Genomic DNA, 13583 nt, shown 5'->3' on the forward strand with positions numbered 1-13583 from the left:
TCTTATCGAAAGATCACATGATGGCAAAGTAGTATGAGTTTATAGTCGCCATTTAGCGATAAATACAATCGTATAAATGACGATGTAAACTGTCCCAACGTAAGGCTAAGTGGCGCAAACATGTGCCGATCTCTCTAGGCTCTTGCGACCTTTTTCTGCACTTCGGCTCTGCATGTTTGATAATTAAAAAAAGGGGATCTACATTTAGTAAATCCCCTTTTCTAAATCTCAACAACAGCGACGATCTGCCGATCACTTACTTCAACGACAGAATCCATTTAACCAGCGTATGCGCTTCGGCATCGCTTACTTGCGCGTTAGCAGGCATCGGGATCGGCCCCCAGACACCTGAACCGCCCTTCATTACCTTTTGAGCCAGTTTGTCCTCTACATCAGTTTGACCGGCGTATTTTTTTGCCACATCCTTGAACGCAGGACCAACAACTTTGTTGCCAATCGCGTGACAAGCCATGCAATTTTTTGCTCTGGCAAGATCAATATCCGCCAACGCACTACCCGACGCGAATACACCCAATAACGCCACGATCAACAGACTACGCTTCATCATTTCTTCTCCGAATAAGGAATATTCATTGCTTTCACCGACCGGATTGTCTCATACCCAATCAACGTACTCGACTATCCGACATCACTAATAATCGCAGCGTAATTTACCAGAAACTGACAAATTAACGTATATCGGCCTTTGATCGTTGACCACCCTCACCTTTCGCCCTATCCTGCGCGGTATCGGCAAGAGTTGCCCGCAGTAAATTAAAGGAGTGTAATGCCGCTCATTATCGTCATTGTTTTACTGGTCGGATTGAAATTCTTTGCCATCGGCCCATTCGCCAATTTTTCCTGGTGGTGGGTAGCGCTATTGATGGTGTTAGCGGTTATATGGTTTGAGTTTGGGGAACGTATGCTGGGCCTCGACAAACGAAATGCGCACGATGAAGTGGATAAAGTACGCGCAGAGCGTGTCAAAAAGACATTCGAAACCACTAAGCGTCCTGATAAGAAATAATTCCCAACTTTGCCCGACTATCCCGCACCGCCCAAAAGCTGCCTCAATGGCAGTTTTTTACGTCAAATAGCTCCGGCATTGCCTTTATTGAGTCAATCCAGCTATGATTTGTCCTAGATGAATATGGATATCATATGACGATAGAAATGCGGCAATTACGTTATTTTCTTGCGGTTGCCGAAGAAAAGCATTTTGGTCGCGCCGCCATCCGACTGCATATGACGCAACCGCCCTTGTCGCAAGCAATTCAGGCGCTGGAAGCGGACATAGGCGCAATGCTGTTTGCCCGCACCAAGCGCAGCGTGGCATTAACGCCCGCTGGTCTGGCATTGTTACCCGAGGCACGCCGCATATTGCAGCAGGCTGGCACGCTGCCTGATCTGGTACGGCGCGCGGCTTCTGGCGAGTCCGGCCTATTAACGTTGGCTTTCGTATCCACCGCCGACTACAGTATTTTGCCGCCATTGCTGCGAGAATTTCGTGAAGCGTATCCGCATGTCCAGATCGATTTAAAAGAAGCCACCAGCGATTTGCAGCTTGAGCAATTGGGGCTAGGTCAAATTGATGCAGGCTTACTGATCCCACCGCTGCCAGACCCGTCAAAACGGCTGCTGGATTACTTGCCGGTGCTATCGGAGCCACTGATCGTCGCCGTCCCGTCCGGGCACAGCGCGTTGCGCGTGAAGGGAAAAATTAGTCTGAGCGCTTTAAGTGCCTTACCGCTGATTCTCTTCCCACGCCGTATTTCACCCAGCTTTCATGACACCATTCTGGCTTGCTTCCGCAATGCCGGGCAAACGCCGCATATTGGTCAGGAAGCGATACAAATGCAAACCATCGTCGGTTTGGTGTCGGCTGGCATGGGCTGTGCGCTTGTGCCACAATCTGTGTCAAATTTAAAGCGGCCCGGCGTTGAATACCGCGAGCTGGAAGATGAGACTGCGCTGATCGAAACTGGTCTGGCTTGGCGCAAAGACAATACTTCACCCGTATTACAAGCCTTTTTAGAATTGTTACGAAAGAAACCATAAATGCTGATACATCCAATGCCCGACCCGATAGCCTTTTCGCTTGGCCCACTTCATGTCCGCTGGTACGGACTGATGTATTTACTGGCATTCGTCCAGTTTATTTGGGTCGGCAGAATCAGAATTAAACAGCCGCATATCGCTGCCGCCGGATGGAAAAAAGAAGATTTAGATGACATGCTGTTTTATGGCGTGCTTGGCGTCGTCATCGGTGGCCGACTCGGTCAGGTATTCTTTTACGATCCCAGTTTTTACTTCCACAACCCATCGCAAATCATTGCGGTCTGGAACGGCGGAATGTCGTTTCACGGCGGCTTTCTGGGCGTACTGCTAGCTATGGCGTGGTGGGGCCGCAAAAAGGGCCGCAAGGTGATGGACATCATGGATTTCATCGCACCGATGGTGCCGCTCGGTTACGCCGCTGGTCGACTGGGTAACTTTATTAATGCCGAGCTACCGGGTCGCATCGCCGATGCGTCGTTGCCGTGGGCGATGATCTGGCCGAATGTAGACAATCTGCCACGCCATCCATCCCCGATATATCAAATGCTGGTAGATGGTATTTTGCTATTTATCATACTCTGGCTATTTTCCCGCAAACCACGACCACGCATGGCTGTGGCAGGTATGTTTAGCTTGTTATATGGCTGCGCCCGATTCTTCACTGAATACTTCCGCATTCCGGACTACAACGTGACGTTTGGTGGAATAACAATTTCGGCCGGACAGATGCTGTCGATACCGATGGTCATACTTGGGATTATTCTGCTGGTGATGGCGTATCGGACGCCGCGCTACGCTACCAGTCAATAACCTGATCGGCGCGCTAGGATGTCACTGTCAATTGCTTCATCAGACAGTGCCATTCAGCCGCTGTGACAGGGGTAATCGAGAGACGATTGCCGCGCCGCAAAATCTGCATCTCGGCCAACGCTGGCTGCGCACGTAATACGGCCAGACTTAGCAACTCAGTTTTATTAAGCGCGCGCACATCGACCAACATCCAGCGTGGATTCTCACGGGTGGCTTTGGGATCAAAATATTTGCTATCCGGATCGAATTGGGTATCGTCCGGATACGCAATACTCGCCACTTCAGCAATCCCCGCAATGCCCGGCTCTGCACAACTGGAATGATAAAACAGGACACCGTCGCCAACCTGCATCAGGTCGCGCATAAAATTACGCGCCTGATAATTTCTTACGCCATACCAGGCGATCGTTTGATCCGGCATCGCCAGCACGTCATCGATGCTGGCATCTGCGGGTTCGGATTTCATTAGCCAATAGTGCATTTTTTGTCTGCCGAAAATAAAAACAAGGCTAAAGAAGTTGTTTCGGCACTGCATATATTTACATGCAGCGCCACATTAATATCTGGCGATAAAAGCTGGCAGCAGCGCACATGCCGAACGATCAGACGCCGCCATCAATGTGCGCAGACACCATACAGCCGCGGTGGGCCTGGCATTGCATAGTGCTGACACACAAACAGCAGCCCTATAAAAAAAGCGGCTGCATTTGCATGCAACCGCTTCTAAATTAGATTCCCACCAGTGCCGCTTTGCCGGCATCCTGAACCAAGAAGGTTCAAGTTGGCTACAGTTAGTTCAACTTCGGGTTCATCGAACTAGCGACGATCACTCCCATCGAACGATATCCCGTAACCGCTGCGTAAAAATGGTTCAAGGAATTATGGCAATGGCGAACACGGTAGGAGCGCTAAGTTTACTCCAAACATAGTCCATGTCAAACACTTTGGAATAAATTTAAAACAGTCCTAAGTCGTTTAAAAATGCATCAGAAAATTCATCTAAAAACGCGTCCCAAAATGCAGCATCCATACGCCTTAAAACAACACTTCCTGCGGCCCCAGCGCTTGATCCAATACAGTATGCATAGCGGAGATTTTTTGCTTTACTTCGGCCATCGTCAGGTCCGACAAAGGACCATCAGGCGCTTTTGCAGATAACATTTCTGCTGCCATACCCAAGGCTGCGATCACTGCGATGCGATCGTTACCACGGATTTTTCCGGCATCGCGGATCGCGCACATCTTGCCATCCAGATAAGCGACTGCTTGTTGCAATACTGCCTCCTCGCCCTCTTTGCAAGACAAAATATAAGGCTGGCCCATGATATGGACATTCAACTGGGTCATACGCTCTCCTGAACTTGCGTGTCGTCTTCCGGTACTACCGGAATTTTTTCGAGTAGCGCGGCAACCCGCTGATGCGCCTCATTAATACGCTGATGCGCTTCGGTAACACGCAGCGTCAGGTCCGCATTTTCGCTGACTAGCGTAGCGGCATTAAGACGTAAGTCAGCATTTTCATGCCGCAGTGTCTGGGTTAATTCGGCGAGTTGCCGGATTTTTTCGGATAGTTGGTGGAATTCTGAAATCATGTCGCCACTATAGTAGCGCCCATGAATCTACGTCAATAGATTCGATCAATGAATTTCACCGATTCAGCCGTGAATCTGTCATTTGAGTTAGCTTGCGCCTTTGCAAGCACCTAGCCGCAGCTGCTCTGATCAAGGCAATTCAGTATTCTCGCTTGTCACATGTTTAATCAAATGGCCGTAGACTAATGCCTGCAATAATGCCACGCTGCTGCCGGCCAGCACTTCTGCCACCCGCAACATGGCCAGATGAAGCTCCTCATGCAAGCCGGTTCCCTCAACCGCTGCGGACATCAAAATCACGACCGTTGCCGGGCCAAGCCGCCAGTTCGCGGGGTAGTTGTGCAGCAACATTGCCACTAATACCGATATCGCCAGCGCAATCAGCATTGGAAAAAATCCTGGCCCCAATATCACCAGCGTCAGACAGGCAACAATCGAGCCATTGATCGTGTTGATCACACGCACTTTGAAGTTCGCTTTGGCTAACGTGATATCCGGTTCGGTCACGATGATCAAAGAAATCATCGCCCAATACGGTTCGACAATCCCACACGCGCGCAATCCGTACCAGGTAATTAACGATCCTGTAAGTATCTTGATGAGATAAACGAGGGCATTTTTTCTGGGACTGATGAATTGAAATTCCATTGTATCCAGACTATGAAGCGAGGTTTAAGCGCATAGCGTGTAGTGCCGGAGGGCGCTTGCTGAGTTACGCGATGATGGCAAATACATATTGTCTCGTCATTTTAGCCGACAAATGCCAAACGACCACCACTTCCGAAATCGAAGGTGGCGGTCGTTTTTAACCATTTCAAACTTACCGAACAAAATTTACCGGATAGCGTCAGCGTGCACCCGAATACTCTCACGAACGATTTCTTTCAATTCGTTGCCCTCTTGCTGCTCCGCATATTTTAGCAATGCGTTACGCATCCGAGGCTCCCAAAAGCGCTTGATGTGCATCGAGAAATCGGTCATTGCCTGCGGGCGATCGGGCATAGTTTCAAAAAAGGAGCCAATCTGATTGGCCATTTTGATCAGGTTTTCTACGTTCATTGCTTTATTCCATTTCTACATTACGACAAGAGCGAAGGGGCTAAAAAACACGCAAGCACGCTATTTGCTCATCAACAAACGATGACCGTTCGCATACACAACATGCGAATGCTGACGCATAAAGCCCAATAACGTGACGTCCGCCTGTTGCGCCAATCTGATTGCCAACGCCGTCGGTGCAGAAATCGCTGCGATCAAGCCGATGCCCATCGTCGCGGCTTTTTGCACCATTTCATAACTGGCTCGGCTAGTGATCAGTACCGCACCGCTAGAAAAATCCTGTTTGTCGGCCGACAACGCACCAATCAGTTTATCCAGCGCATTGTGGCGACCGACATCTTCGCGCACCAATAAAATCTCACCATTTTTCTGGACCCAGGCCGCAGCGTGGGTAGCACCTGTCACCTGTTGCAATTGTTGCTGTTTTTGCATGCTCTCGACCGCAGCATGCAAAGTCACCACCGAAAAACTAGCGCTGGATTTCACCGGTGACGGTTTGCGAATAGCTTGCGCCAGCGTTTCCGCGCCACACAATCCACAACCGGTGCGCCCGGTCAGATTGCGACGCTTTTCTTTCAACGCCATGAACCGTTGCGCGGCGATCTGCATCTGGACTTGAATACCGTCCGTGGCAGTCACAATCTCGCACTCGAACAGCTCGCCAGAATCAGCCAGAATGCCTTCGCTTAATGAGAACCCTAGTGCAAAATCCTCCAGATCGGCTGGCGACGCCATCATTACCGCATGCGAAATACCGTTGTACTCCAGCGCGATAGGCACTTCTTCTGCCACCACGTCACGCGCCGACGACTCCTGACCATCGCGCCATTTTTCAATGGCAACGTCTGCGGTGGTCGGATAATCGGCCGTGGTGAAGCTGCCTTCTATGCTGCGCATTTACAACGTACTCCTGCTTTATTTGGCGGCCGCTGTTTCTGCGGATGCGCTTTGCAACAAGCGCAACTGCTGTTCATTGACCTGACTAAAGTTATTCTGCCACTCTGACGGTTGCGAGACTGGCATGACCTGCACCGCCGTCACCTTGTACTCAGGGCAATTCGTCGCCCAGTCTGAATTGTCAGTGGTGATGACGTTAGCACCCGATTCCGGATGATGGAATGTAGTATAAACCACACCCGGCTGCACCTTCTCTGTCACGGTTGCACGCAATACCGTCTGCCCCGCGCGCGATTCAATACCGACCCAGTCATTTTCCTTGATGCCACGATCCTCAGCATCATGCGGATGAATTTCCAGTCTGTCTTCGCTATGCCATTCCACGTTCTCGGTACGACGCGTTTGTGCGCCGACGTTGTATTGCGACAGGATCCGGCCAGTCGTCAGAATCAGCGGAAATTTTAGTGTTACTTTTTCATCCGTAGCGAAATATTGCGTGTTGATGAACTTGCCCTTCCCGCGCACAAATTCACCAATATGCATAATCGGTGTACCTTCTGGCGCAGCCGCATTACAAGGCCATTGCAGACTTCCGGCTTCGTCCAGCTTGGCATAACTGACGCCGGTGAAGGTTGGCGTCAACGCGGCGATCTCATCCATGATTTCGGATGGATGTTTGTAATGCATCGGGTAACCCAATGCATTCGCCAACGCGACTGTTACTTCCCAATCGGATTTTCCGGCCTTGGCTGGCATCACTTTACGGACGCGAGAAATGCGGCGCTCGGCGTTGGTGAACGTACCGTCTTTTTCCAGGAAAGATGAACCCGGCAAGAATACATGCGCGTATTTAGCTGTTTCGTTCAGGAACAAATCCTGTACCACGATGCATTCCATTGCCGACATTGCCGCAATCACGTGCTGCGTATCAGGATCGGATTGAACGATGTCTTCGCCTTCGCAATACAGGCCCAAGAAGCTACCATCCAGCGCAGCATCGAACATGTTTGGAATCCGCAAACCCGGTTCAGCACTCAGCGTCACGCCCCATGCCTGCTCAAATTCTGTCCGAATCGTGGTATCCGATACATGGCGATAGCCCGGCAATTCATGCGGGAACGAACCCATGTCACAAGAACCTTGCACGTTATTCTGACCACGCAATGGATTGACGCCGACGCCTTCACGGCCAACGTTGCCAGTAACCATCGCCAGATTAGCAATGCCGATCACCATCGTCGAGCCTTGCGCATGTTCAGTCACGCCCAGTCCGTAGTAAATCGCGCCATTACCATTGGTGGCAAACAAACGCGCTGCGCCGCGTAATTCTTCAGCAGGGACACCGGTCACGGTAGCCATCGCTTCGGGCGAATTTTCCGGACGCAAGACAAATTCTTTCCACTCTGTAAACGATGCAGTCTCGCAACGCTCAGCCACAAACGCCTTGTCTTCCAGACCTTCAGACAAAATCACGTGCGCCAACGCAGTAATCAACGCAACGTTAGTGCCAGGCCGTAATTTCAAATGGTAATCGGCCTGAACGTGCGGCGATTTCACCATCTCGGTCGTGCGCGGATCAACGACGATCAACTTCGCGCCCTGACGAAGACGGCGCTTCATTTGCGATGCAAAAACCGGATGCGCGGCGGCTGGATTGGCACCGATAATCATGATGACATCAGATTTCATGACCGAATCAAAGGTTTGCGTTCCGGCGGATTCACCCAATGTTTGCTTCAAACCATAACCCGTTGGCGAATGGCAAACGCGTGCGCAAGTATCGACGTTATTGTTACCGAAAGCAGCGCGAACCAGCTTTTGCACCAGATACGTTTCTTCGTTAGTACAACGCGAAGAAGTGATGCCGCCGATGGAGTCTTTACCGTGCTTGGCTTGAATCCTGCGGAACTCGCTGGCAGCGTAACCAAGCGCTTCATCCCACGACACTTCACGCCATGGATCAGTAATCTTGCTGCGGATCATTGGTTTAGTAATGCGGTCTTTATGCGTGGCATAACCCCAGGCAAAACGTCCTTTGACGCAGGAATGACCATGATTGGCTTTGCCGTCTTTATGCGGCACCATGCGCACGACTTCATTGCCTTTCATCTCGGCCTTGAACGAACACCCAACACCGCAATACGCGCAAGTCGTGATGGCGCTGTGCTCAGCCTGACCCATCATGATCACTGTTTTTTCGGTCAGCGTCGCAGTCGGGCAGGCCTGAACGCAAGCGCCGCAAGAGACGCATTCCGACTCCATGAAACTGTCCATCTGACCGGCGGATACGCGTGATTCAAAACCACGACCATCGATCGTCAGCGCAAAAGTACCCTGTGTTTCTTCACAGGCGCGCACGCAACGATTACAGACGATGCACTTGGACGGATCATAGGTAAAGTAAGGATTCGATTCATCCTTCTTCATCTTCAAATGATTGTCGCCTTCGTAGCCGTAACGCACATCGCGCAAACCTACTACGCCAGCCATATCCTGCAACTCGCAATTACCGTTGGTAGGGCAAGTTAGGCAATCAAGCGGATGGTCAGAGATATACAGTTCCATCACGCCACGACGGATATCGGCCAGTTTAGGCGTTTGCGTACGGACTTTCATACCTGGTTCGCAAGGCGTAGTGCAAGACGCTGGATAACCACGCTTGCCATCAATTTCTACCAGACACAAACGACAGGAGCCGAACGGCTCCAAACTGTCGGTAGCGCAAAGTTTTGGCACATTTACACCGGCTTCGACAGCAGCCCGCATGACGGAAGTACCGGCGGCGACTTCGACTGTAACACCATCGATTTCCACCGAAACTAACTGCGGAGAAATCTTTTCTGGCGTGCCGTAATCAAGTTCATTCATCTGGTTCATAGCTGCATCCTTTTACACCCGGGAAGGTGATACGCGCATGGTTACACAATATTTATTGCGGTCTGACATCAAACCGGATGGCTGCCGGATTAAGGCAACCATCGCTCCGTTACTAATGTTCGGCGACTTCTTGCACTGCTTCGATACCAAAATCTTCAGGGAAATTATTCAGCGCCGACAAGACTGGCAGCGGGGTCATATTTCCCATCGCGCATAACGAACCATTGATCATGGTGTCGCACAAATCGCGCAGCAAAGTAACTTGGCGCGGTTGATCTTCGCCATCGTTTGCTCTGGCAACAATCTTGTCGATGACTTCCACGCCACGGGTTGAACCGATGCGGCAAGGCGTACATTTCCCGCACGATTCAGCGACGCAGAATTCCATCGCATAACGTGCCTGTTTCGCCATGTCGACCGTGTCATCGAATACCACGATGCCGCCGTGGCCGACTGTGCCGCCGACTGCGCTAAAACTCTCATAATCGATCTTGGTATCAAATAGCGACTCAGGCAAATACGGTCCCAATGGGCCACCGACTTGCACCGCACGAATCACGCGCCCGCTGGCTGTGCCGCCACCGAAATCGAATAACAATTCACGCAGCGTGACGCCGAAAGCTTTCTCAACCAAGCCGCCAAATTTGATGTTGCCCGCCAATTGCATCGGCAACGTGCCGTAGGATCGGCCGATCCCATAATTTTTATAGAACGCCCCGCCACGCGCCAGAATAATCGGCACCGACGCCAGCGAAATAACATTGTTAATCACGGTTGGCTTGCCGAACAAACCTTCCAGCGCAGGCAGCGGCGGTTTAGCCCGCACCATGCCGCGTTTGCCTTCAAGGCTTTCCAGCAGCGCGGTTTCTTCACCGCAAACATACGCGCCCGCGCCTTTGCGGACTTCCAGATAAAAGGTCTTGCCCGACCCACAAATATCTTTGCCGAGATAACTCCGCGCATTGGCAACCGCAATCGCCTCATTCAACGCCACAATCGCATGCGGATATTCTGACCGCACGTAGATGTAACCCTGCGTAGCGCCCACCGCCAACGCTGCAATGGTCATGCCCTCAATCAGCACAAAAGGATCATCCTCCATCACCATTCGATCCGAGAAAGTACCTGAATCACCTTCGTCTGCATTGCAGACAATATACTTTTGACCAGCCTGCGCATTGGCGACTGTCTTCCATTTGATGCCCGTTGGGAAAGCCGCACCGCCACGTCCGCGCAAACCGGAATCGAACACCTCTTGCACCACTGCTTCAGGTGACATCGACAGCGCGCGCTGCAAACCTGCATAGCCTTCGTGCGCCAGATAATCATCGAGCGAAACGGGGTCAGTAATACCGACGCGGGCGAACGTTAGACGCTCTTGATTTTTCAGATAAGGGATCTGATCAACCAGACCCAAGGCCAACGCATGCGCCCCGCCATTCAGAAAATCAGCATCGAACAACGCACCGATATCTTCCAACTCCACAGGGCCGTAACCGATGCGCCCTTCAGCAGTCGCGACTTCGACCAGCGGTTCCAGCCAAAACATGCCGCGTGAGCCGTTGCGAATCAATTTCACCGGAATGCCGCGCTCCTGCGCTTCTGCAACAATCGCATCAGCAACCTGATTTGCGCCAAGCGCAATCGCGGTGGAATCGCGTGGCACATAAATAGTGATCGCCGTGACGGCAGCGACGGTAGGAATAACCGGAATAGCGTTCATATCAGTAGGTAAAGTAGCCATCAAACGCCTCGCTTGGTTTGCAACAAGCGGTTGAATTTATCATTACTAACGCGTGCATATAAATCGTCGCCGATCATAATATTTGGGCCTGAAGCACATTGGCCGAGGCAATAAACTGCCTCCAGCGAAAATTGTTTATCGGTAGTCGTCCCGTGATAATCGCAGCCCAATGTTTGCTTGGCGTGCGCTTCAAGTGCGACTGATCCACGCGCCTGACATGCTTCTGCGCGGCAGATTTGTACGACGTGTTTGCCGGGCGCATGTTGGCGAAAGTGATGGTAATAGCTGATCACGCCGTGCACTTCTGCGCGTGACAAATTCAGTTCGTCAGCAATCAGCGGCACAATATCCGATGGCACATAACCGACCGCATCCTGAATCGCGTGCAATATCGGCAGCATCGCTCCGGGCATCGGTTTTAGTTCGGCAATGATGGCCGCAACCTGCGCTTTTGTTTCTATCGAGCTTTCAGGTTTGGTAGCAGCCTTGGGGCTGATTTTATTGCCGATACCCGGCTTAACCTGATGCAGAATAAATGTCTTCTCTGTAATACTTTGCGTGCTCACAGCAACCTCCTGCCAATGCGTCGAATAGCGCGCCGGGCGGTACCAAACACCCGCCCTCGCCTTGAACTTACGTTACGTTATATTTCTTTATATATTTACTTCAGGACTTGATCGACCAAAAAACAAGGATAAAAATTTCTTACTTTTATCCTTGTTTTTGCAGGTCGATCAACCCTTATTTTCAACCTATTTGCTGCAATTTCTTACTTGAACAGCACAAACGCTTTTTGTAAAGTCACGGCAATTCCCCAGACCAACGGGATACCAACCGCTGCCCATGAAAACACCAGCAACGCAGGGTTTCCACCAGTACCGATCAAACGCATATCGACTACGACTGGGGCATCAGTGCCATTGCTGGCGATTTTCTCGTGCGCAAGATGCTTCTCTTGCGCCAGTTCTTCCGGCGTCATGAAATACTTTGCGGCGACCGGACGTATCAACAAATTGCAGATCAAGCCAAGTACCAACATACCAGCCAAAATGTACATCGTTGTGTTGTAAACCGATTCTCTCGGCATTCCCAACGACAATTGATACTCACGCATGTAGTTGACAACCACCGGGCCCAAAATCCCGGCCGTCGCCCATGCAGTCAACAAACGGCCATGAATCGCGCCAACCATCTGGGTCCCGAACAGGTCAGCCAAATACGCTGGTGCTGTCGAAAAACCACCGCCGTACATCGAGACAATCAGACATACCGCTGAGACGAATAACGCCATACTTCCCGCTGCGCCAGACCAAGGCAAACTAACGAACAAGATAAAGCCCAACACAAAAAACACCATGTACGTTTTCTTGCGGCCCAGATAATCTGAACAGGATGCCCATACAAAACGACCGCCGATATTGAACAAACTGATTAAGCCGGTGAAACCTGCTGCAATCGCGGCGATGGCACTTTTTTGTTCCAACGACAATTCAGAGAATTTCGTCGCAACGCCAAGCAAACGCCCGCCAAACACTTCTTGCAACATGGGTGACGCCATACCAATCACGCCAATCCCAGCCGACACATTCAGACACAACACCAGCCACACCAACCAGAATTGCGGGATGCCCCAAATCTTGCTGACGTGGACATGTTTCTGCGTGATCATCGTGTTGCTAGTCGCCGCTGGCGCTGTCCAGCCATGCGGCTTCCAGCCCGACGGAGGAATCCGATAACCGAACGCCCCTGCCATCATGAAAACAAAATAAATGACCGCCATCACGACAAAAGTCTGCCAAACGCCGACGCTGGTATCGTTCGCAAAATGCTGCATCAACTTAAATGCCAGTGGACTACCGATCAACGCGCCGCCACCAAAACCCATAATCGCCATCCCGGTAGCCATACCGCGCCGATCCGGAAACCACTTAATCAACGTCGATACTGGCGAGATATAACCCAATCCCAGACCAATCCCGCCGATCACTCCCGAACCCAGCCACATCAGCCAAATTTGGTGTGTATACACCCCGAGGGCTGAAATCAGTAAGCCACCAGACCAGCACAATGCGGAGACAACACCTGCCTTGCGTGGACCAACGTGCTCCAACCAGCTACCCCAGACTGCTGCCGATGTCCCCAGAATGACGAAGAACATCGTAAATATCCAACCCAGCATCGAGATCTTCCAATCGCAATTACTGGCGAATATCTCTGCAAAAAAACCGATATCTTTACCGCAAGCGATGGATTCTCGAATGCCGATCGCCTTGGATAAAGGCAACCAGAAAACTGAAAAACCGTACGCCATCCCGATGCACAGATGAATTGCCAGCGCGGCCGGTGGAACTAGCCACCGATTGAATCCCGCTCCGGCAATAGTCCGCTCTTTCGATAATAAATTCATATGTCCCCCACCTTTGTAAGACGATCATTATATGTATCGAATTACATATGTTTGGACATGTTCCTCATATTATTTATCTATTATGCGGATAGTGTGGGGCGCAGGGAACAAAATACCATTAAGATTGGCAATCTTCAAT

General features: G+C 51.0%; 14 protein-coding genes and 1 other RNA gene. 3 read left to right on the forward strand and 12 right to left on the reverse strand.

Translation table 11 applies throughout. The annotated features are described in order from the left end of the window. Window positions 1-256 precede the first annotated feature (256 nt). A complete protein-coding gene (locus tag C7W93_RS14085) occupies window positions 257-565 on the reverse strand; it encodes a c-type cytochrome (RefSeq protein ID WP_108442120.1) in 309 nt (102 codons plus the stop codon). Between the two features lie 222 nt (window positions 566-787). Here C7W93_RS14085 and C7W93_RS14090 point away from each other — a divergent pair, with 222 nt between their 5' ends. The 3 genes from C7W93_RS14090 (at window position 788) to lgt (ending at window position 2868) form a co-directional block, all read left to right on the forward strand. Further along, complete coding sequence (locus C7W93_RS14090) at window positions 788-1027, forward strand: TIGR04438 family Trp-rich protein (RefSeq protein WP_108440836.1); 240 nt, start codon at window positions 788-790, stop codon at window positions 1025-1027. A gap of 134 nt (window positions 1028-1161) precedes the next feature. Next, the gene (locus C7W93_RS14095; protein ID WP_108440837.1) at window positions 1162-2058 is read left to right on the forward strand and encodes a LysR substrate-binding domain-containing protein; all 897 of its coding nucleotides are present in this window, start codon (window positions 1162-1164) and stop codon (window positions 2056-2058) included. Next, entirely contained in the window at window positions 2059-2868 is an 810-nt protein-coding gene (lgt, locus tag C7W93_RS14100; RefSeq protein ID WP_108440838.1) for a prolipoprotein diacylglyceryl transferase, read from the forward strand. Between the two features lie 13 nt (window positions 2869-2881). Here the strand turns inward: lgt and C7W93_RS14105 are convergent, their stop codons facing one another. The 11 genes from C7W93_RS14105 to C7W93_RS14155 all read right to left on the reverse strand — a co-directional run bounded on the left by C7W93_RS14105 (window position 2882) and on the right by C7W93_RS14155 (window position 13444). Beyond that, complete coding sequence (locus C7W93_RS14105; protein ID WP_108440839.1) at window positions 2882-3349, reverse strand: EVE domain-containing protein; 468 nt, start codon at window positions 3347-3349, stop codon at window positions 2882-2884. A gap of 248 nt (window positions 3350-3597) precedes the next feature. Further along, window positions 3598-3777: non-coding RNA, 6S RNA (gene ssrS / locus C7W93_RS14110), on the reverse strand. A gap of 126 nt (window positions 3778-3903) precedes the next feature. Further along, window positions 3904-4215, reverse strand: coding sequence for a cell division protein ZapA (locus tag C7W93_RS14115; RefSeq protein ID WP_108440840.1), 312 nt, complete (start codon window positions 4213-4215; stop codon window positions 3904-3906). After that, window positions 4212-4460 carry a DUF904 domain-containing protein gene (locus tag C7W93_RS14120; protein WP_108440841.1) on the reverse strand — a complete coding sequence of 83 codons (249 nt, stop codon included), beginning with the start codon at window positions 4458-4460 and terminating at the stop codon, window positions 4212-4214. Before C7W93_RS14120 ends, C7W93_RS14115 begins: the two co-directional genes overlap by 4 nt. Window positions 4461-4589: 129 nt before the next feature. Beyond that, window positions 4590-5108, reverse strand: coding sequence for an FUSC family protein (locus C7W93_RS14125; protein WP_108440842.1), 519 nt, complete (start codon window positions 5106-5108; stop codon window positions 4590-4592). Between the two features lie 186 nt (window positions 5109-5294). After that, window positions 5295-5519: a formate dehydrogenase subunit delta gene (locus tag C7W93_RS14130; RefSeq protein WP_108440843.1), complete on the reverse strand. Its 225-nt coding sequence runs from the start codon at window positions 5517-5519 to the stop codon at window positions 5295-5297. Between the two features lie 60 nt (window positions 5520-5579). Further along, entirely contained in the window at window positions 5580-6416 is an 837-nt protein-coding gene (gene fdhD / locus C7W93_RS14135) for a formate dehydrogenase accessory sulfurtransferase FdhD (protein ID WP_108440844.1), read from the reverse strand. Window positions 6417-6434: 18 nt separating this feature from the next. Beyond that, window positions 6435-9293 (reverse strand): formate dehydrogenase subunit alpha, encoded by a 2859-nt coding sequence (gene fdhF, locus C7W93_RS14140; RefSeq protein WP_108440845.1) that lies wholly within the window; start codon window positions 9291-9293, stop codon window positions 6435-6437. 112 nt (window positions 9294-9405) lie between these two features. Then, a complete protein-coding gene (locus C7W93_RS14145) occupies window positions 9406-11016 on the reverse strand; it encodes an NADH-quinone oxidoreductase subunit NuoF (protein WP_108442121.1) in 1611 nt (536 codons plus the stop codon). Window positions 11017-11036: 20 nt separating this feature from the next. Then, window positions 11037-11498 carry a formate dehydrogenase subunit gamma gene (locus C7W93_RS14150; protein WP_225869960.1) on the reverse strand — a complete coding sequence of 154 codons (462 nt, stop codon included), beginning with the start codon at window positions 11496-11498 and terminating at the stop codon, window positions 11037-11039. A 308-nt stretch (window positions 11499-11806) separates the two neighbouring features. Continuing rightward, window positions 11807-13444, reverse strand: coding sequence for an OFA family MFS transporter (locus tag C7W93_RS14155; protein ID WP_108440846.1), 1638 nt, complete (start codon window positions 13442-13444; stop codon window positions 11807-11809). Window positions 13445-13583: the final 139 nt, after the last annotated feature.

Origin of the sequence: Glaciimonas sp. PCH181, from assembly GCF_003056055.1 — a bacterium.
In the GTDB taxonomy this organism is placed as follows: Bacteria; Pseudomonadota; Gammaproteobacteria; order Burkholderiales; family Burkholderiaceae_D; genus Glaciimonas.

Excerpts from the sequence above, each read along its gene's own strand:
- C7W93_RS14085 (WP_108442120.1), bottom strand. The coding sequence starts at position 565 with ATGAAGCGTAGTCTGTTGATCGTGGCGTTATTGGGTGTATTCGCGTCG.
- C7W93_RS14090 (WP_108440836.1), top strand. The coding sequence starts at position 788 with ATGCCGCTCATTATCGTCATTGTTTTACTGGTCGGATTGAAATTCTTT.
- C7W93_RS14095 (WP_108440837.1), top strand. The coding sequence starts at position 1,162 with ATGACGATAGAAATGCGGCAATTACGTTATTTTCTTGCGGTTGCCGAA.
- lgt (WP_108440838.1), top strand. The coding sequence starts at position 2,059 with ATGCTGATACATCCAATGCCCGACCCGATAGCCTTTTCGCTTGGCCCA.
- C7W93_RS14105 (WP_108440839.1), bottom strand. The coding sequence starts at position 3,349 with ATGCACTATTGGCTAATGAAATCCGAACCCGCAGATGCCAGCATCGAT.
- C7W93_RS14115 (WP_108440840.1), bottom strand. The coding sequence starts at position 4,215 with ATGACCCAGTTGAATGTCCATATCATGGGCCAGCCTTATATTTTGTCT.
- C7W93_RS14120 (WP_108440841.1), bottom strand. The coding sequence starts at position 4,460 with ATGATTTCAGAATTCCACCAACTATCCGAAAAAATCCGGCAACTCGCC.
- C7W93_RS14125 (WP_108440842.1), bottom strand. The coding sequence starts at position 5,108 with ATGGAATTTCAATTCATCAGTCCCAGAAAAAATGCCCTCGTTTATCTC.
- C7W93_RS14130 (WP_108440843.1), bottom strand. The coding sequence starts at position 5,519 with ATGAACGTAGAAAACCTGATCAAAATGGCCAATCAGATTGGCTCCTTT.
- fdhD (WP_108440844.1), bottom strand. The coding sequence starts at position 6,416 with ATGCGCAGCATAGAAGGCAGCTTCACCACGGCCGATTATCCGACCACC.
- fdhF (WP_108440845.1), bottom strand. The coding sequence starts at position 9,293 with ATGAACCAGATGAATGAACTTGATTACGGCACGCCAGAAAAGATTTCT.
- C7W93_RS14145 (WP_108442121.1), bottom strand. The coding sequence starts at position 11,016 with ATGAACGCTATTCCGGTTATTCCTACCGTCGCTGCCGTCACGGCGATC.
- C7W93_RS14155 (WP_108440846.1), bottom strand. The coding sequence starts at position 13,444 with ATGAATTTATTATCGAAAGAGCGGACTATTGCCGGAGCGGGATTCAAT.